Origin of the sequence: Teretinema zuelzerae (assembly GCF_021021555.1) — a bacterium.
GTDB classification, from domain to species: domain Bacteria; phylum Spirochaetota; class Spirochaetia; order Treponematales; family Treponemataceae; genus Teretinema; species Teretinema zuelzerae.
Genome location: NZ_JAINWA010000003.1, coordinates 789,738 through 809,676, shown reverse-complemented (window position 1 = coordinate 809,676; position 19,939 = coordinate 789,738). Strand labels below are relative to the sequence as shown.

Here is a 19,939-nt window from a genome sequence, read left to right as displayed (position 1 = left end):
GCGAATATGACTGATCCCCAGCTTATTCGCAACTTTTGCATCGTAGCCCACATTGATCATGGAAAATCGACCCTCGCGGATCGCCTTATTGAAAAAGCGAAGGTCGTAGACGAACGGTTTTATCATGCCCAGATGACCGATAATATGGACATCGAGCGGGAGCGGGGCATCACGATAAAAAGCCAGGCGGTGACGATTCCGTATGTCGCCGCGGACGGGAAACGCTACCTTCTTAATTTCGTCGATACTCCGGGCCATGTGGACTTTACCTACGAGGTTTCGCGGGCTATCGCGTCCTGCGAGGGCGCTCTTCTTCTCGTCGACGCCGCTCAGGGAGTCGAGTCCCAAACCCTGTCCAACATGTATCTCGCCCTCGAACACAATCTGGAAATACTGCCCGTTATAAATAAAATCGATCTTCCCGCCGCCGACATTCCGGGAACCCTGAAACAGATCGAACACGATCTCGGCCTTGATCCGGATCTCGCCGTTCCTGTGTCGGCGAAACAGGGAACCGGAATCGACGAGCTGTTTGAAGCCATCGTCGCGAAAATACCCGCGCCTACAGGCAGCGCGGAAGATCCGCTGAGCGCCCTTATTTTCGACAGCCACTACGATCCCTACCGCGGCGTAATCATCCACATCCGCGTATTCACCGGAACGATCCGCCCGGGAGAGACTATTCTGTTCATGAACTCGAAAACAGAATACAAGGTCGAGGAAACCGGAATTTTCATTCTCAAGCTCGTTCCTTCCAAGGAGCTCGCGGCTGGGGACGTAGGATACATCATCGCCGGAATCAAGACGATCGAGGACGTGCGAGTCGGAGACACAATAACAGACGCCGACGATCCGATTGCCGGCCCTCTGCCCGGCTTCAAGGAAGTCAAGCCGGTTGTCTTTTCGTCGATTTATCCCATGGATACGAACGAATACGACGAGCTTCGCGAAGCGCTTGAAAAACTCAAGCTCAACGACGCGAGCCTCACCTGGGAGAAGGATTCTTCGATAGCTCTCGGCCACGGATTCCGCTGCGGATTTCTGGGCCTTCTCCATCTCGAAGTCGTTCAGGAACGCCTTGAACGGGAGTTCGATCAGGCCGTCATTTTCACAGCGCCCTCCGTTGCCTATAAGATTCATTTGCGAACCGGCGAGGAAATGATGTGCGACAATCCGGCTTCCTATCCCGACGAGGGAAAAATCGAGAGCTCTGAAGAACCGTATATCCGCGCCTCCATTATTACGCCGAGCCAGTATCTCGGCAATATCATGAGCCTCTGCGTCGAAAAACGGGGCATTCAGACGAACATGCAGTATCTCGATCAAAAGCGCGTGGAAATCGTCTATGAAATGCCGTTGGCGGAAGTTCTCTTCGATTTCTACGACCGGCTGAAAAGCGTGAGCAGGGGCTATGCTTCCTTCGATTACGACGTGATCGGCTTTAAACCGACTGATCTGTGCAAGATAGACATTCTGATTAACAGCAAGCCGGTAGACGCCCTGTCCCAGCTTTCTTTCAGGGGGAACGCCTACGACAAGGCCCGCCATGTCTGCGAACAGCTGCGGGAGGAAATCACCCGCCAGCAGTTCAAGATCGCGATCCAGGGCGCGATCGGCAGCCAGGTTATCGCAAGGGAAACGGTTAACGCGTTGCGCAAGGATGTTCTTGCGAAGTGCTACGGCGGCGATATCTCACGAAAGAGAAAGCTGCTCGAGAAGCAGAAAGAAGGAAAGAAGCGGATGAAGATGGTCGGCGACGTAGAGCTGCCTCAGTCCGCCTTCCTCGCTGTATTGAAAACCAAAGACAACTGACCGAATCAAGATTACCGCGGTACGCCCTTTCAAAGTTCCGAAAGGGCGGTATCGATCGACTTCAAAAAGTATTCGATCTCCACGCGGACCCGGTTTAAAAATGCTTTTTCAAGCGAAGGACCCCGATGTCCGTCGGGAAAATGCGTCCACAAATAGTCGCAGCTTCGGAGAATCTCCAGAACTCTGAGACTCTGTTCTTCCGGCGTCGAATCGTTTGTTTCGCCGGACTCTCCCGTCAAAATGCCGCGCAAGTTTTCCAGTGTCTTTTTTTCCGTGCGGAGAAAAGAATCTGCTCGGGATGACGATGCTCCTGTCTGTTGCGTGCGGGTCGCTAGCCCTGCTTTCTTTTCTGCGCTCGGATCCATCCATTCCGCTATCGCTCGGCCGAGCCGGATTCCCGGGACTCCGAGCGGCAGCCCCTCTTCTCCCAGATCGAGGAAACTACCGGTTTTCATCATTTCTCTTGCGGATTGCGCGTATCCGGAAAGCGCGGGATCGGTATACGCCGCGCCCTGCTTTCCCGCCGCCCTGCGCACTCCCGTTTTCAGTTCAGAAGGATCGCCTTGAAGGGGTCTGAAGCGGGACTGTTCCCTCCGTTCGCGCGCGGGAGCAGGGGCTTCCCGGCTGTGCGTATACCCGGCTTTCCATGAAAAATCCAGGCCGCAGAATAATACAGGTTTGTTCGGATGCGCTAGAGAGCGAGCCGCCTGCAGGGCGGTCAAGCCGACTGAGCCGAGAGGCATGAACCGCGGAAGCAACGGGAACTCTTGTTTCAACCGCTTGAGAAACGCCATGTCGGCGTATTCGGTGAGGCAGAAAGCAGCCGGTCCAGACGGTATCGAGAGGGCCCCCGGGCGGGCCGTCAGATCCCCCAAAACCGGGATTCCTGAACGCGCGGCTGCGTACAGAGATTCTTCGATCCAGAATTGGGATTCCAGAACCAGTATAAGATCCGGTTTCAAGCCCGAATAGATGAGGGATGGTACGGCGGCGTCGACTGCCAGAATGAAAAGATCCGCTCGATGCGCGAGGAGTTCCGGCAGGAGCCGGTCGAGAGACGGTCCCGCTCCGCAGACGCATATCGGTTTTTTCATTGCGTCGGGAAAGAGATCCTGAAGAGATCTGCTTCTCAGGAGCGCTGGCATGTTTCTGAAGATATTCCGTCCGTAGCCGCGGCCGAGCCTCATCAGCGTGAAACGATTTTTCCACCAGCGCGATAGATGCTCGTCTATCGCGGCGTGAGCTTCCCGGTAAAAATTCGGATTAAGAGCGGCTCCGCCCGAAAGATCGAGACGAAGGCAGCGGCGGAAGGGAAATCCCTGAATGGCTTCTATTATATGCAGCGCCTGCGCGGGCGAATCGAGGCGAAAGCAGCGGAATCGGGGATTGTCTTTTATCGAGGCGGGCAGCATCGAAGCAGTTACGGACATGAGTTCTTCCGATTCTTCGAGGGCGAGGATCGAGCAGGAGGCTGGCATGGCATCGAGGAGTTCGCGCATGCCGTACCCTAAAAGGGGAGAGGGGCACAATACGAGCGTTTCCGGGCGAATTGTAGCTTGCAGGGCGGTTCGGACGGGAAGGGCCGCCGGATCTCGGGAAGAATAGAGAAACCTTCCCTTCCAGGAAACAGAAAGGCCTTTCCCGGTATCAACCAGGAGAGGCCCTTCGTTGCGGGATTCGTGAGAATCAGCCACTCTATCAGTTCAGGAAATACTCGAGGTAGGTCGTCATGAAATCGTCCTTGAAGCGCTTGTCGGCAAGGACCATGTTCGAAAGAGTTTCCTGCGCCCAGTTCGTGGCATAGTAGTTGTAGAAAAGGGGCACCATTTCAAGCATCTGGGAATCGGTCGCTTTTTCTTCAAGAAGCTTGAGGACGACGGTGTAGCTTCCCAGCGCGACCGGTTCTGAAACCGCGCCTGAGGCCAGCGAGAACGCCGTCTTGTAGAAAAGTTCGTCGCTTACAGCGGCTGAAAGCTCGGGGTTGGAATCCGACGGAATGCCCGACATGATTTCGAGATTTCCGATGTTGATGGTGAAAGAGGGCGTTGTTTTCTTCTCTATGCCGAAGGATGAGGCAGCCGCGTCGAAACCGGATGTCCGGGCCTGCGCCGCGAACGAGGAAGCCCGGGCGACGAAGTAGTCTTCGATGCGTCCTTTTTCATTGATTTTCATCCATGAGTTGACTGCGGAAAGAAGCGCCTTGTCGGAGAAGTCTGGCTGGACGGGATCGGCATCGCAGCGGACGATAGCGAAATCGGAGCCGGCCTTTATCACTTCGCTGGTTTGTCCGGCTGCGAGAGCGAGAACTTTTTCAAGATCTGCCGCGTCGGTAAAAAGCTGATTAATGTCTGCGCGATAGGATTTAAGGAGCTTGCCGGTTGCGTCGGTGCCTGCCTTCGTGGACCAGGTCGCGACGGCGTCTTCGAACGTCGATTCGCCTGATGCGACCGCTGCTGCTGCTTTCTTGACTACGGCTTCCTGATCGGAAGTGATAACGGAAAAGCTGTGCTTTACGAAGAGGGCGCTGTTCTCGCGTCCCCAAGCTGCGGCTTCTGCTTCCGGATAGTCGGCGGTGTTGAACGCTACATATTCGAAGCTTCGTTCAGGACCGGCCATGGACTTGATAAGATCTGTTTCCTTAGTCGAGGTTTTCAAACCGTATACGAGGGTGTTTTCCCCGTCGTAGGGAACCGCGGTTCCCAGCGTGTCCTGGAGATATCGCTGGGCGGTGAGCTCCTCGGTTACGACGGCACGGTAGCCGGCTCTCGTTGTTTCGGGAGTTTCGTTGAATTTCTTTGCTGAATACCGGCCGCTTTCGTCGAGATAATAGGAAACAAGGTTTTTGTCGACGATCGAGCGGGGAAGTCTATAGTTAACTTCCTCCAGACTGTCGAGCACCGCCATGCGGACAGCAGCAGACCTGAAAGCGGACTGCATGATCTGATAGTACGTAAATTGATTGATTTCCTGGCCCTGGCTTTCGACCTGGTCGGAAATGGCTTGAATTTGCCGCACGAGGTAGGTGTCCTGCGCGTATTCAATGGGTTTGCCGTCCCACTCGCCGAAAGAAATCGTCTTTCCTGCGGAAGAGCCGCCAAGAGCCGGTATGAAGACAAATGCAACTACGGAAAGAGCGAGAATGAGCACCGCTCCTATAGAGATCAAATTTTTTTTAAGGGCTGACATAGAACTTCCTTCTTGACGTCTGATATATAGGTAGCAACTAGATTATCACGGCTGGTACCCTCTGTCAATTAAAGGAAATTTAACGCGCGCGTTTTTTTGTTAAAAGCTATTGACACTTTTTCCGCCTTTTTATATAGTGAGTCTCATCACGGGGGCGTAGCGAAGCTGGTTATCGCGCCGGCCTGTCAAGCCGGAGATCGCGGGTTCAATCCCCGTCGCTCCCGCTAAAGCCTGTCAGTCTCTGACGGGCTTTTTTTTTCTAACGCCGCAGCAGGATCCGTCAAAGCGGCTTACTAATGGGATCCTGTTTACATATACGCCGGTCCTTCCCGGACCGGTTCTACGGGCAGTAGCGCAGGGGTAGCGCGCTTGGTTCGGGACCAAGAGGTCGGGGGTTCAATTCCCCCTTGCCCGACTTAAAAAGTCCTTATGTTGTAAGGATTTGCAAGTCAGTTCTCTGGCTATGGAGTGGAAAGTTTAAGACTTTGCACCTGGGTTTGCACCAAAAAAAATCGCAAACCTTTTTTTCATGGCCCTTCTAAAGTCGGAAAGTCCGGTTCACTATCTCTTTGTGAGCGGATAATTCACCCTGCGTTTCGGTGACTTGTCGTTACGCGATGCCAGGGGAGAATTATGCCCTCAACCTTTATCGTCCTAAAGCGACGGAACACGAAAGGGAAGCAGTACTATCAGGTACGCTTCAAAGACGAATCGGGAAACACGATCAAATCGAAAAGTTATCCCGAAGCCAAAACTAAACTGCAAGCTATGAGGCTTGCAGAAGCGGATTTACATCACGGTATCATACCGTCTTCATCGGATCCACTTGCACTCCAATATTGTTCCGAGTTCTGGTCTGAGAATTCACCGTACTTTAAATCCCGGAAGCTGAAAGGAAAGGCCCTTTCGGAATCTTACCGGTATACGGGTGTGTACGGTCTCAAGCATTTCGAAGAATTTCTCCGTGACAAACGCATGAGTGAAATCTCGCCTATCGAACTTGATGCCTTCGCTGATAAGCTCGCCGAAACCGGTTTAAAAGGGCGAAGTATCAATCTTGGATTAGCTGCTATTAAACGGCCGATGGCTGTTTTCTGCAAAAAAAAAGGAATCCCTGATCCCCTTCTATCCGTTGAAAGTCACGAAGAAACACCCAAAGAACGCGGAGTCATTACCGTTGACGAGCTCTCTCGTGTAGTCTCTTATAATGATGACTATCGAGCGAAAGCGATTTTCCTGCTTGGTGCGCTTGGCGGATTACGGCGCGGCGAAGTGAGAGGTCTTCATGTTGATGATATTGATTTTGAGAAGGGCATAATTCATGTTCGACACAATTTCGTAAACACAAAAGAAGGCTTGAAAGCACCAAAATGTGATAGCATTCGCTCGGTTCCTGTGCCCTCCATACTAATCGAAACTCTTAAAACTGTCGTTTCTCTCTATCCAACAGGTATTTATGCCGTACCGAATCTTGTGGATTCTGAGAAGCCTTGTGATGTTGTCACAATAAATCGTGCCTTTACACGAATTCTGAAGTTTCTGGGCATAACTGAAGATGAACGGAAAAATCGGAACCTTGTCTATCACGGACTCCGTCATACCTTTGTGACTCTCGCGCAGAGTACCGGATTACCGGATTTTATCGTAGCCCGTCTAAGCGGTCATAAGACCCTGGATATGGTTCGACGATATACGAACGCGGAAGGATATGTAGATTTTGCCGATACGAAGGCTCGGATGGAAAAGGCTGTTTCCCAGGGGAAAGAGGCATAAAACGAGCTGTTTGGGTTCTGCACGGAGACATTTTGAGGGTCTCAAGTGTAGAAAAAATTTGTCGTGAAAACGACAGATTTGTCGCCTTATTAAATGAGTTATACGAGGAATAACATGAATATTACGACTTATAGACAGAATGAACATGAGTATATTACTGCACACAATAATCGAATTGTGTTCTTAAAGAAGAGAGTCGAACAACTAGGTGGAGTCGAAAAACTCTATAAACATTTGGTCAAAGTATGTGGAATTGGTGACTCTTTTACGACTTTCAAAAAACAATACGAACGAACCAAGGACTCTAACGGATTATTTAATCGTCTAGAATTGATGGACATAATTCTTAGGTATTTAGATATTCCCGCAAGCGATATCTTTGGTGGTATTCAAGAAAAGCGTTTAACCGAAGATAGGCTATCCCGTATAATACAGAATGCTTTTGAGGTTAATGAATATAAGAAGAAGAAAAAAGAAGTTCGGATAGTTTCGATTATGCAACCTTTTTTCTGTAAATTTCGTTCAAAGCAGGTCGATCGTTTGACTCCGGCAAGTACCGTTTATCATTCTGCCATTGGTCATTTTGCTCGATCAGCATGGCAGCCGCGAGACGAAGTAAACTGGCCGCATTCGGGAAAACGCCTACTACTTTCGTTCGCCTGTTGATCTCCTTCATCTGGCGCTCTGCCAGATTCGATGTTCGCATTTTCCTCCTGTGATTCTCCGGGATGTTGAATACACTCAATCCTTCCCGTATATTCTCATCGGCCCAAGCCGCTAAATGCGGATGGGTTTTTTGATATTTTTCAACGAGCTGTTGCAAATATCGTTCCGCGTTCTCGCGGTCAGGTGCATTGAACACCTTCCGAATATCAGCGGCTATCAGCGGGATGTCATCTTTTTTCGTGACGTAGGAGTGGGCATTCTGCTGCAGATGAAACTGGCAGCGTTGCCACAGAATTCCAGGGAAGACAGCATCGATTGCAGCGCGCAGTCCTGAGTGGTCATCACTGGTGATCATTCGCAGGCCGTGCATCCCTCGTCGTACGAGACCCTCGAGAAAGGAACGCCAGTTTACCTCTGCCTCACTGTTCGCGACTTCGGCGTCAAGAATATACCGATTCCCGCTGTAATCAACGCCAATAGCCACTAGAAGCGCCTGCTTGACCACCTGGGAACCGACGCGAACCGATTCATAGGTCGCATCAAGTACCAAGTATTGAATCTGTCCGACAGGCTGCGCCTTCCAAGACGTAATCTCTTCATCGAGTTCCTTTGCCAGCCTGCTGACCTGGGACGAGCTGACTTCGGTGCCACAAAGAACTTCGACGATATCCGAGACCCTGCGGGTACTTACTCCTTTGACATACATTTCGGCGATGGCGAGCTTGAGAGCACGCTCACTGCGCATGCCTTTCTCGATGCAGCTGGGATAAAACTCCATCCCGCGAACTTGTGGTACTTTCAAGAGGACTTTCCCGGTCGCAAGATTGAGCGTCTTGTCTTTAAATCCATTGGCATGCCCAGTACGCTCTTCCGTGCGTTCATATGGTTCGGCGTTGAGAGCCTTTGCTCGCTCGATCTTCATGGCCTCATTGACGACCACTTCGATAACACGAGAAAATTTATTGTCCCCATTCGCTGCCAGCATCTGGATCACTTGCTCCAAAAGTGTATACTCTGATTCGTAGGCCATCGGGTTCTCCTTATGGTTGGTTTGGTCACTTACCATTTGAGCCCGATCGGCCTGCTTTTTTCAACCCAATTTACAGAAAGAATTGTACACTAACGAGCCTTTGCTCGCTCGATCTTCATGGCCTCATTGACGACCACTTCGATAACACGAGAAAATTTATTGTCCCCATTCGCTGCCAGCATCTGGATCACTTGCTCCAAAAGTGTATACTCTGATTCGTAGGCCATCGGGTTCTCCTTATGGTTGGTTTGGTCACTTACCATTTGAGCCCGATCGGCCTGCTTTTTTCAACCCAATTTACAGAAAGAATTGTACACTAACAAAAATCCAGTATGATCCAGTTTCTGACACTGTAATTTGGACAGCCAGCCTAAAGGGCTTCTACAAAGGAAAGTCAGAAACCTTCAAAGGTTTTGAGTTTGTTGACCAGCTGGTAGCCCATTTACCGCCGAGGCGGGTTCAATTAGTCCGTCGTTATGGAGTATATGCTGGAAAAGTCCGTAAGCAGTGGCAACAGCGACCCAATATTTACCAATTGGCACCAGAGGGTTGGCAAAAAGACCACCCAAGCCAGTCCCAAATTGTTCAAGCAAAACCGCCAGAGAATGAGGAAGCGGTACAAGTCCCTGATGCATGGTCTAAACTACGCAAACAAAGTTGGGCAAGGTTGTTACAAAAAGTCTACGAAGTTGACCCGTTTGTTTGCCCAAGATGCCACGGGTCAATGTCGGTTGTGGCAATAATCGAGGATCCCAAGGAGCTTACCAAGATTATTGAATGGGTAAGTCAGCAAGAACGAGATCAGCCAGTGACTGTCTGTGCTCGTTCTCCCCCGCATCTGGAATTGGTTTCGGTATAATACCCAAACGAAGTTTATGCAGAACAGGATAACACCTCAAAAACGGAGTTCATACGGCTTCACGGGGGAGTTATATCTTTGAGCTTTGTCACATTGGCGTGAATCAGGGCTTGACGGCAGAAATAGACTGGAATTATACTTCGCAGTGTCGGCGTTGCCGAAAATTTTTGATTGGTTCAGTTGTTCGGGCTGGAAAATAGTTGTAGTTCGGGGGAAAAAACCGAATTTTGACTCAAAACCGCAAAAATCCCGAAATGATAGTTCCTACCAGTAATCTACTATCAAATAAGGTAGAATAACAGAATGTGTAACAAACTAACATAACTAAATATCTATTATTCCGTTTATGGAGCAATTTAAAAAGGAGTTTTTTTATGAATTTAATTTTAACCATTCTCTCTGCTTTAGGGTCTTTTATAGTAACCAATATCGATGACATTTTTGTCTTGATGTTGCTGTTCTCTCAGGCAAGTTCACAAGCTAAAGCAAGTAATGGACGAACGGTGAAGGGAAATCGTATTTATCCTAAAGATATAGTCATTGGTCAATATCTTGGTTTTGCACTTTTAGTTTTAATCAGTCTTTTAGCTACATTTGGAGTAACACTCATTCCTGATCAATGGGTGGGTTTATTAGGACTAATCCCGATCTATTTAGGAGTTAAACTGTTTATAAAGGGTGAAGATGAAGATGAAGGTGCTATTCTTTCTAGTTTAAATAAATTTAATAAGTTCTATTTAAGTGTAGCATTTATCACATTTGCCAATGGTGGAGACAATATTGGAATTTATGTTCCATTCTTTTCTACTTTAAATAACAACCAACTGGTCATTACAGTTGTTACTTTCTTTATAATGGTTGCGGTTTGGTGTTTAATCGGCTATCGTCTAGCAAGATTTAGATATGTTTCTGAAACACTTGAGAAATACGGCCGATGGGTTATTCCAATTGTGTTTATAGGATTAGGATTTTATATCATGGCAGAAAATAATATATTTTCTAACCTGTGGTCTGACTTCGTAAATTTAAATTCCTAATTAACCGTAATAGTTCAAAAATTTTATTGTTATATCCCCTTTCCTTTTAAAGTAATGAGTATAAATCTTTATAGAAAATAAACTTTGAGGTGACGACTTTGTATTGGATCATTATTCTCACACTAAGTATTGATCAGTTTGTTAAATATTTAGTTAGAAATTTTATGGACTACGGGCAATCCATTCCCATTATCAATGGTTTTTTCCAATTAACATCTCATCGAAATGCAGGTGCTGCTTGGGAAATTTCCAATCCTATTCGCTCGATTCCACCCGCACTGGCATGTTTTAGTACTGGAAGGTGGGTTTACCAAGTACGACCGCTTTATATATTTGCCAATCGGAGCCGACGAAGGGATGCTCAAGGTCTGGCAAGCAGCAATTTTGGCTTTGTTTCTACGAAAGGAACTGATAAATCAGGCTCGTGTGAACATGCTAAAAGACTGGAAACATTCTGGGTTTAGTATTGAGAGCGAAACCAGACTATTCAGCAAAGCTGATCGTGAAGCCCTCGGGCAGTATGTCGTTCGCGGCGCTACCTGTGCAGAAAAAATCCAGTATGATCCAGTTTCTGACACTGTAATTTGGACAGCCAGCCTAAAGGGCTTCTACAAAGGAAAGTCAGAAACCTTCAAAGGTTTTGAGTTTGTTGACCAGCTGGTAGCCCATTTACCGCCGAGGCGGGTTCAATTAGTCCGTCGTTATGGAGTATATGCTGGAAAAGTCCGTAAGCAGTGGCAACAGCGACCCAATATTTACCAATTGGCACCAGAGGGTTGGCAAAAAGACCACCCAAGCCAGTCCCAAATTGTTCAAGCAAAACCGCCAGAGAATGAGGAAGCGGTACAAGTCCCTGATGCATGGTCTAAACTACGCAAACAAAGTTGGGCAAGGTTGTTACAAAAAGTCTACGAAGTTGACCCGTTTGTTTGCCCAAGATGCCACGGGTCAATGTCGGTTGTGGCAATAATCGAGGATCCCAAGGAGCTTACCAAGATTATTGAATGGGTAAGTCAGCAAGAACGAGATCAGCCAGTGACTGTCTGTGCTCGTTCTCCCCCGCATCTGGAATTGGTTTCGGTATAATACCCAAACGAAGTTTATGCAGAACAGGATAACACCTCAAAAACGGAGTTCATACGGCTTCACGGGGGAGTTATATCTTTGAGCTTTGTCACATTGGCGTGAATCAGGGCTTGACGGCAGAAATAGACTGGAATTATACTTCGCAGTGTCGGCGTTGCCGAAAATTTTTGATTGGTTCAGTTGTTCGGGCTGGAAAATAGTTGTAGTTCGGGGGAAAAAACCGAATTTTGACTCAAAACCGCAAAAATCCCGAAATGATAGTTCCTACCAGTCAGACTGCGGCAACAAAAAAGACGCTGGAAGGGAAACTCTCGTTTGTGAATGATGAACCCGCTATTAAATCCGGAACCACCGTATATATACTAGATTTTCCGAATTTTTATTACTACGCCTATAATAATGATATTAGAGCCGGTTCGACCCTTAAACTTGAAGGCTATGAGTTTTCATCAACGAACGCCAACGGTCAGCCATACTTCTCGGTGACCAAGGCAACGATTAAGGGAAAAACGTATGAGTTCTCGGGATTCGACCGTGGTATGATGGGCGGTTATCAAGGCGGCATGATGAATGGAAATCGCGGCGGCATGATGGGCGGAGGAAAGAACCGATAGGCTCATGAACCGCAAGATTCTTCCAAATTGAAATAAGGGGATGGATATGTCGATTGCTTGTATCCATCACACTCATTGATTAGAAGCCAAGATAACGGCAAACTATTGTAGAGATTCGGCAGACACAACCAGTGTAATGAATTGATACTCCTCCTATGTAGATCAAACTCCGGGAACCCTTGGGCAGTTCATCGTTCGTTCCTCTTCTTGGGAGGCATTTCTGCCTCCCTTATAAATGCAATTATTCTAGTGTTTCATGCCCCTACATCATTCCGCTTTATTCCCGATCCTTGACGCGCAACAGTCGCAAGCTATTCAATGTTACGACTATCGATGCACCCATATCTGCAAGAATTGCCAGCCAAAGGGTCAGCCATCCAGGGAGGACGGCGACCACAGCCAGAAGCTTAATTACCAAAGAGAAGGAAATGTTCTGGCGAATGATGGCGAGTGACTTCCTGCTCAACTTGATGGTAAACGGCAGCTTGACCAAGTCATCCGACATCAGCACGATGTCGGCGGTCTCCATTGCAGCATCGGTACCTGTTCCTCCCATAGCAATACCCACCGTGGATAAGGCGAGGGCCGGCGCGTCGTTGATTCCATCCCCGATCATGGCAACTTTGCCATATTTCCCGATCAGCTCCTGCATCGCAGTGACCTTGTCCTGAGGCAAGAGCTCGGCCCGATACTCATGGACGCCGACCTGGGCGGCCATCGCCTTGGCGGTGGCGCCGTTGTCGCCCGTCAGCATAATCGTGTGCCGGACACCGGCCCGCTTGAGGTCTTCTATGGCCGTGGCACTGGAAGCGCGGACTTCATCAGCCATAGCGATAAGCCCGTAATACCTCGACTCGTTTCCGATGACCATGACCGTCTTTCCCTCGCCCTGCAGACGATCCACTTCTTGCGCGACCCTCGCGGACAATGTTATCCCGAGATCGGCGAAGAGGCGCGGGTTTCCGATAAAGACAGCCTCGCCTGAAATTGTGCCTTTCGCACCGCGGCCAGCTATGGCGGTGAAATCGGTGACGGGATCGATCTTGTGTCCATGCGCCACGGCAAACTTGACGATGGCAGCAGCCAAGGGGTGTTCAGAGCGGGCCTCAAGATTGGAGGCCATCTGCAGAAGTTCATAGTCGGACTGTCCCGCCAAAGGTACCACGTCCGTTACCGCCGGCTCGCCTTTAGTCAGCGTTCCGGTCTTGTCAAACGCGATGGCGCTGAGAGAGCCGGCTTCCTCGAGGTGGATTCCGCCTTTGATGAGAACTCCGTGTTTTGCGGCATTGGAAATGGCGCTTACGATAGCAACCGGCGTGGATACCACCAAGGCGCAGGGACACGCGACAACCAGGAGCGCGAGCCCGCGATAGATCCACGGCGCCCAAGCCACTCCCATAAAGAGAGGAGGGATGAAGACGATTCCGACGGCGAGTGCCATTACGATGGGTGTGTAAATCGCGGCAAACTTGTCGACGAACGCTTGTGTCGGTGCGCGCTTTCCCTGGGCCTCCTCGACCATGTGGATTATCTTCGCGATGGTCGTGTCCTGAACCAGCTTGGTTACCCTGACCTCGAGCGAACCTTGGGCATTGAGTGAACCCGCGTAGACATCGGCACCAGGGCCCTTCTCTACAGGAATGGATTCTCCGGTGATCGCGGCTTGATTGATCGAGGATTCGCCCTTGAGGATGATTCCGTCCATGGCGATCTTCTCGCCTGGACTCACAATCATCACGTCCCCAACAAGTATCTCCTCGACCGGGATAGATGCCTCACCGTCGCTTCTCCGAACTATCGCCATCTTGGGAGCGATGTCCATGAGCTGGCGGATAGAACGCCGTGCTTTGTCCATTGTCCATTCCTCGAGCATCTCGGAGATCGCATAAAGGAAGGCAACTACGGCACCTTCCTCGTACTGGCCTATGGCGACGGCGCCGATGACGGCGGTGCTCATCAAAACGCTCATATTGAAGTTGAGGCGGGGAAGGGCGCGCGACGCTTTCTTAAAATTGGACCAGCCGCCAAGCAAGATGGCGATGAGGTAGAGTGGAAGAAACGCAAAGATTGGGCCGCCGAGCTTCTCTGCCGCATAACCGCCGATCAAGGCTATGCCGGAAAGGATTGCCCGGCGCTTGTCCCAGTCTATTTCCTTGACTTGCGGCTTAGATTTCGTTCCCTGCGTGACGGATTTGATGGTATAGTTCTCCTCGCTGCCTAGCCTGCGAATAGCCGCAAGATCGACGCTGCCGGAAACCGTCAGCCTGCCGGTCATAGTATTGAGGTTTGCCGACGCCACCCCCGGAAGCTCATTCACCGCCTTCTCGAATTTCCCCGCGCAGTCGAGGCAGGAGATGCCGTCAACCTGCAGAAGGGTTTCAGTCTCTGGCGGCGCCTCAGTGATTGGAGTGATCTTGTAGTCCTCTTCACGTCCCAGCTTGCGAATCGCCTCCAGGTCGCACGAACCTTCCACGGTAAGCTTCCCCGCCATGGTATTAAGCATCGCCGCTTTCACTCCCGGTAGGCCGGCTACTGATTTCTCGAATTTCTGCGCGCAATCAAGGCAGGTAATGCCTTCAACATGGAAGACCTTCCGTCTTGATTCCTGTCTGTCCTCCCGAATAACTTCATCTCCGCTTCTCATGTGATTACTCCTTTTCAGCATTAATATGCCGCATCACCTTCTCATGTATTGACTTGGTCTCTTCGTCATGGAGCGAGTAGTAGACCACCTTCCCGTCCTTCCGGAACGTTACAATGCCCGCCTGCTTCAGAGTCCTGAGGTGTTGGGATACGGCCGGCTGGTTCATGTTCAATACGGCCGTCAGGTCGCAGACGCACATTTCGGTACTCGAAAGTGCGTTTACGATCTTGATACGTGCAGGATCACTCAACGCCTTAAAAAAGTCCCCTGCTTTTTGAAGCAACTTCTCGTCTGGCATGTCTCGACGCGCCTTGATAACGCGATCTTCATGGATTATGAGGATTTTACATTCGTCCTCGGTTTCAAAATCCATTGTTTCTCTCCTCTTTGTCATATTCTCATATTCGTATACAAGAATATGTTAATCTTTAGAAGGTAATTAGTCAATGACTAATCAACTGCCTCAAAAGGTTTGTCCAGTCTCAGAACCGTCATGTGGGAACAGTATTTGTAATCATTTTTCCTCACTACAGATATAATGATAGCGGTGAAGCATTGTGGCTCATCAATCCATATTTGTGCTGGAGGGATAATTCCGTTTGGTTCTATTTTGCGTCGAGAAAATACGGTTTTTTTTAACCAATTTCTCATCATTCGCACATTGACGCTCATTTCTTGGGGCCGTATCTTCAATTATATAGACAATCGTCAATATGAAGGAGTCGACAATGCGAATACTGATAATCGGCGCGGTCGCGGCGGGAACCTCTGCTGCCGCAAAGGCAAAGAGAAACAGCGAAGAAGCGGAAATTATCGTGTACGAATGAGACCGGTTCATCTCGTACTCGGGTTGCGGTATGCCATATTTCCTTGGTGGAGAAGTCGCCCGTATCGAAGACCTCACCCCGCGAGACAGCGCTTTTTTCATGACAAAATACCGCGTCGACGTTCGCATCAGGCACGAAGTCCTTTGGAGAGGTGTCCAAGCTAATATTCTCGCTATTGTCTGAATTTTTCTCCCTTGCTGCAGGGCGACCACTGCTATGTGCATCTGTCGTCAGCTACCAGTCCTTTGGGGAATTCGCTCGATTCCACCCGCACTGGCATGTTTTAGTACTGGAAGGTGGGTTTACCAAGTACGACCGCTTTATATATTTGCCAATCGGAGCCGACGAAGGGATGCTCAAGGTCTGGCAAGCAGCAATTTTGGCTTTGTTTCTACGAAAGGAACTGATAAATCAGGCTCGTGTGAACATGCTAAAAGACTGGAAACATTCTGGGTTTAGTATTGAGAGCGAAACCAGACTATTCAGCAAAGCTGATCGTGAAGCCCTCGGGCAGTATGTCGTTCGCGGCGCTACCTGTGCAGAAAAAATCCAGTATGATCCAGTTTCTGACACTGTAATTTGGACAGCCAGCCTAAAGGGCTTCTACAAAGGAAAGTCAGAAACCTTCAAAGGTTTTGAGTTTGTTGACCAGCTGGTAGCCCATTTACCGCCGAGGCGGGTTCAATTAGTCCGTCGTTATGGAGTATATGCTGGAAAAGTCCGTAAGCAGTGGCAACAGCGACCCAATATTTACCAATTGGCACCAGAGGGTTGGCAAAAAGACCACCCAAGCCAGTCCCAAATTGTTCAAGCAAAACCGCCAGAGAATGAGGAAGCGGTACAAGTCCCTGATGCATGGTCTAAACTACGCAAACAAAGTTGGGCAAGGTTGTTACAAAAAGTCTACGAAGTTGACCCGTTTGTTTGCCCAAGATGCCACGGGTCAATGTCGGTTGTGGCAATAATCGAGGATCCCAAGGAGCTTACCAAGATTATTGAATGGGTAAGTCAGCAAGAACGAGATCAGCCAGTGACTGTCTGTGCTCGTTCTCCCCCGCATCTGGAATTGGTTTCGGTATAATACCCAAACGAAGTTTATGCAGAACAGGATAACACCTCAAAAACGGAGTTCATACGGCTTCACGGGGGAGTTATATCTTTGAGCTTTGTCACATTGGCGTGAATCAGGGCTTGACGGCAGAAATAGACTGGAATTATACTTCGCAGTGTCGGCGTTGCCGAAAATTTTCTTATAACGTCGAGTGACGAAAGCGACAGAAACGTTGTTTTGAGAATAAAGTTTACAGGCATAGAAACGAGTGTGAAGTTCATGAGGCAAAAACCGTTGAGTGTAAGTTATAATAGACATGCGAGTGGTGTCCTTTCTATAAAGTGTGGTAACTCTATTTTACAGGATTCCATTCGCTATTCTATTTTTTAGTTTGAAAGTCTCACATCAATTGTAACTCTACACATAAAATCCGAATACCCGTAAACATTCAATTGTTATTTGAAACCAAATGGTTAATAATTATCTCATTGAAGTATAGAGGCGCTCAACAGTCTTTCAAGTTCACGGAATGTATGATTTTACAAGGAGGCCAATAATGAATAAAAAAGATAACAATCTTAAAGATGGAAATATGGACCACAGTAAGATGGATCACAGTAAGATGGATCACAGTAAGATGGATCACAGTAAGATGGATCACAGCAATATGGATCACAGCAATATGGATCACAGCAATATGGATCACAGCAATATGGATCACGGCAAGATGGACCACAGTAAGATGGATCACAGCAATATGGATCACAGCAATATGGATCACAGCAATATGGATCAAGGCAAGATGGACCATAGTGCGATGGATCACAGTGAAATGGATCATGGCGCAATGGGAGGGCATGCCCACCACCATCACGGTAGCTTTAAGGAGATTTTCTTGAAGTCACTCCCATTAGGAATTGCAATCTTGCTCATTACTCCTTTGATGGATATTCAGTTGCCTTTCCAAATCATCTTTCCTTATGCAGACGTTGTAGCAGCTGTATTGGCAACAATTCTATACATTTATGGCGGAAAACCATTCTACATGGGTGCGAAAGATGAGTTTAATTCAAAAGCTCCAGGCATGATGTCCTTGATTACTTTGGGAATAACGGTTTCTTATGCCTATAGTGTTTACGCAGTGGCCGCTCGATATGTGACCGGAGAACATGTCATGGACTTCTTCTTTGAGTTTGCAACGTTACTTTTAATCATGTTATTAGGACACTGGATTGAAATGAAGGCATTGGGTGAAGCAGGGGATGCGCAAAAAGCTCTAGCAGAATTATTGCCAAAAGACGCTCATGTTGTTTTAGAAGATGATTCGATTGAAACTCGTCCTGTGTCTGAACTTCAGGTTGGAGATGTTATCCGTGTTCAAGCAGGAGAAAATGTTCCAGCTGATGGTATCATTATTCGCGGAGAATCCCGTGTAAACGAGGCCCTCTTAACAGGTGAATCTAAGCCAATCGAAAAGAATGTTAAAGATCAAGTCATTGGTGGATCAACAAATGGTAGTGGTGTCCTATATGTAGAAGTAACAGAAACAGGGGATAAGTCCTTTATCTCACAAGTACAAACATTAATTAGCCAAGCACAAAGCCAACCATCTCGAGCAGAGAATGTGGCTCACAAAGTAGCTAGCTGGTTGTTCTACATTGCCGTTGTAGTAGCTTTAATCGCTCTAGTAGCCTGGATGATCATTGCAGATTTACCTACAGCCGTTATCTTTACTGTGACTACGTTAGTTATTGCCTGCCCACATGCTTTGGGTCTTGCTATTCCCTTGGTAGTATCACGTAGTACTAGTTTGGGTGCAAGCCGAGGATTACTGGTTAAAAATAGAGAAGCTTTGGAATTAACTACTAAAGCGGATGTTATGGTATTGGATAAAACAGGTACTTTAACAACTGGTGAATTTAAAGTGTTGGACGTCACTGTTTTGAGTGATAAATATTCTGAAGAAGAAATCACAGGCTTGTTGGCGGGTATAGAGGCGGGCTCCAGTCACCCGATTGCCCAATCGATTGTGAACCACGCTGAAGCAAAAGGCATTAAGTCAGTTTCCTTTGACTCCATTGAAATCGTTTCGGGAGCAGGAATAGAAGGGGAGGCGAACGGCCACCACTATCAATTAATCAGCCAAAAGGCATACGGAAAAGCATTGCGTATGGATATTCCGAAAGGCGCTACTTTAAGTATCCTTGTAGAAAATAATGAAGCAATCGGCGCTGTCGCATTGGGAGATGAACTGAAAGAAACCAGCAGAAACTTGATCGAGGTGCTGAAAAAATACGGAATTGAACCACTCATGGCTACTGGTGATAACGAGGAAGCTGCACAAGGAGTTGCAGAAGTTCTAGGTATTCAATACCAAGCCAATCAATCTCCGGAAGATAAGTACAAGCTGGTCGAGTCCATGAAAAACCAAAACAAGACGGTTATCATGGTGGGAGACGGGGTCAATGACGCACCTTCCCTTGCCTTGGCAGACGTAGGTATTGCAATCGGAGCTGGAACGCAAGTAGCTTTGGATTCTGCGGATATTATCCTTACTCAGTCTGATCCAGGGGATATTGAATCCTTTATCGAGTTAGCAAACAAGACGACACGTAAAATGAAACAAAACTTGGTATGGGGAGCAGGCTACAATTTTATCGCGATTCCAATTGCTGCTGGCCTCCTTGCTCCTATCGGCATTACCTTGGGTCCGGCCTTCGGCGCCGTCCTCATGTCCTTATCGACCGTTATTGTTGCGATCAATGCAATGCTTTTGAGATTAGACCCGAAATAAAACGAAGCAGGAACAAAAAAACACTGGCTGGTGTGCTGTACAAGGATATACGTACACCCACGGATTTCCGAGAAAAAACAGGACTCCATCATTTTAATCTGGACCTGATTTCAAGGACAATATCGGATAGTAATTCTTAACACAATTTTACCCGCAGCTCTTTTTATTGAGTTGCGGGTTTTCAATTTGTAAACATTCAATTGTTATTTGAAACCAAATGGTTTACAACATTTCTAAAGGAAACGGCGAATGGGCTTTGGCATTTCAAATACCGAGGCGTTGCAGAGAAAAACTGGAAGCAATTGCTTGGTTGGATGTCGCGATCACGCTTGTCTCCAATGATCAAAGTTGGAAGAATGGTCCGTCGTCATCTATGGGGTATTCTCAATGCGATAACAATGCAAGCAACTAATGCCATAGCCGAATCGACAAATGCAACCATTCAAAAGATAAAATCCAGAGCCTGCGGTTTTCGTTCACGAGCACGTTTTCGCTTGGCCATATTATTCCATAGAGGGGGCCTTTCTATGCTGCCCAATGGGGCAATTCAAGCATGACCC

At 48.2% G+C, this 19,939-nt stretch carries 11 protein-coding genes, 2 tRNA genes and 4 pseudogenes; 11 read left to right on the top strand and 6 right to left on the bottom strand.

Annotated features, from left to right (window positions below; translation table 11 throughout):
- Positions 1-6: 6 nt before the first annotated feature.
- The gene (gene lepA, locus K7J14_RS10880) at positions 7-1,812 is read left to right on the top strand and encodes a translation elongation factor 4 (RefSeq protein WP_230756088.1); all 1,806 of its coding nucleotides are present in this window, start codon (positions 7-9) and stop codon (positions 1,810-1,812) included.
- Between the two features lie 29 nt (positions 1,813-1,841).
- On the opposite strand, the gene K7J14_RS10875 is transcribed toward lepA, so the two are convergent.
- Both K7J14_RS10875 and K7J14_RS10870 read right to left on the bottom strand, forming a co-directional pair.
- On the bottom strand, positions 1,842-3,506 hold the full coding sequence (locus K7J14_RS10875; protein ID WP_230756087.1) for a 6-hydroxymethylpterin diphosphokinase MptE-like protein: 1,665 nt from the start codon (positions 3,504-3,506) through the stop codon (positions 1,842-1,844).
- A 4-nt stretch (positions 3,507-3,510) separates the two neighbouring features.
- Entirely contained in the window at positions 3,511-4,998 is a 1,488-nt protein-coding gene (locus tag K7J14_RS10870; RefSeq protein ID WP_230756086.1) for a hypothetical protein, read from the bottom strand.
- 150 nt (positions 4,999-5,148) lie between these two features.
- On the opposite strand from K7J14_RS10870, the gene K7J14_RS10865 reads away from it, so the two are divergent.
- The 3 genes from K7J14_RS10865 (at position 5,149) to K7J14_RS10855 (ending at position 6,771) form a co-directional block, all read left to right on the top strand.
- Positions 5,149-5,222, top strand: a tRNA-Asp gene (locus K7J14_RS10865).
- Positions 5,223-5,341: 119 nt separating this feature from the next.
- Positions 5,342-5,413, top strand: a tRNA-Pro gene (locus K7J14_RS10860).
- A 218-nt stretch (positions 5,414-5,631) separates the two neighbouring features.
- A complete protein-coding gene (locus K7J14_RS10855) occupies positions 5,632-6,771 on the top strand; it encodes a tyrosine-type recombinase/integrase (RefSeq protein WP_230756084.1) in 1,140 nt (379 codons plus the stop codon).
- A gap of 493 nt (positions 6,772-7,264) precedes the next feature.
- On the opposite strand, the gene K7J14_RS10850 is transcribed toward K7J14_RS10855, so the two are convergent.
- Together K7J14_RS10850 and K7J14_RS10845 are read right to left on the bottom strand one after the other, a co-directional pair.
- Positions 7,265-8,467, bottom strand: coding sequence for an IS256 family transposase (locus tag K7J14_RS10850; RefSeq protein ID WP_230756082.1), 1,203 nt, complete (start codon positions 8,465-8,467; stop codon positions 7,265-7,267).
- 95 nt (positions 8,468-8,562) lie between these two features.
- Positions 8,563-8,694 (bottom strand): annotated as a pseudogene (locus K7J14_RS10845) (IS256 family transposase); the annotation flags it as partial.
- 92 nt (positions 8,695-8,786) lie between these two features.
- Here K7J14_RS10845 and K7J14_RS10840 point away from each other — a divergent pair.
- From K7J14_RS10840 to K7J14_RS10825, 4 genes and pseudogenes are all read left to right on the top strand, one after another.
- Positions 8,787-9,326, top strand: a pseudogene (locus K7J14_RS10840) (transposase); the annotation flags it as partial.
- Positions 9,327-9,700: 374 nt separating this feature from the next.
- Entirely contained in the window at positions 9,701-10,363 is a 663-nt protein-coding gene (locus K7J14_RS10835) for a CadD family cadmium resistance transporter (protein WP_013102105.1), read from the top strand.
- 258 nt (positions 10,364-10,621) lie between these two features.
- Positions 10,622-11,449: pseudogene (locus tag K7J14_RS10830) on the top strand (transposase); the annotation flags it as partial.
- A 227-nt stretch (positions 11,450-11,676) separates the two neighbouring features.
- Complete coding sequence (locus K7J14_RS10825; RefSeq protein ID WP_230756077.1) at positions 11,677-12,063, top strand: hypothetical protein; 387 nt, start codon at positions 11,677-11,679, stop codon at positions 12,061-12,063.
- A gap of 277 nt (positions 12,064-12,340) precedes the next feature.
- Here the strand turns inward: K7J14_RS10825 and K7J14_RS10820 are convergent, their stop codons facing one another.
- Entirely contained in the window at positions 12,341-14,707 is a 2,367-nt protein-coding gene (locus tag K7J14_RS10820) for a heavy metal translocating P-type ATPase (protein WP_230756076.1), read from the bottom strand.
- A 4-nt stretch (positions 14,708-14,711) separates the two neighbouring features.
- Positions 14,712-15,080 carry an ArsR/SmtB family transcription factor gene (locus tag K7J14_RS10815; protein WP_230756074.1) on the bottom strand — a complete coding sequence of 123 codons (369 nt, stop codon included), beginning with the start codon at positions 15,078-15,080 and terminating at the stop codon, positions 14,712-14,714.
- 590 nt (positions 15,081-15,670) lie between these two features.
- Between K7J14_RS10815 and K7J14_RS10810 the strand changes: the two are divergent.
- The 3 genes and pseudogenes from K7J14_RS10810 to K7J14_RS16395 form a co-directional block, all read left to right on the top strand.
- A pseudogene (locus K7J14_RS10810) lies at positions 15,671-16,615 on the top strand (transposase); the annotation flags it as partial.
- Positions 16,616-17,252: 637 nt separating this feature from the next.
- Positions 17,253-19,379: a heavy metal translocating P-type ATPase gene (locus K7J14_RS10805; RefSeq protein ID WP_408033995.1), complete on the top strand. Its 2,127-nt coding sequence runs from the start codon at positions 17,253-17,255 to the stop codon at positions 19,377-19,379.
- Between the two features lie 200 nt (positions 19,380-19,579).
- On the top strand, positions 19,580-19,936 hold the full coding sequence (locus K7J14_RS16395) for a transposase (RefSeq protein ID WP_408033986.1): 357 nt from the start codon (positions 19,580-19,582) through the stop codon (positions 19,934-19,936).
- Positions 19,937-19,939 lie beyond the last annotated feature (3 nt).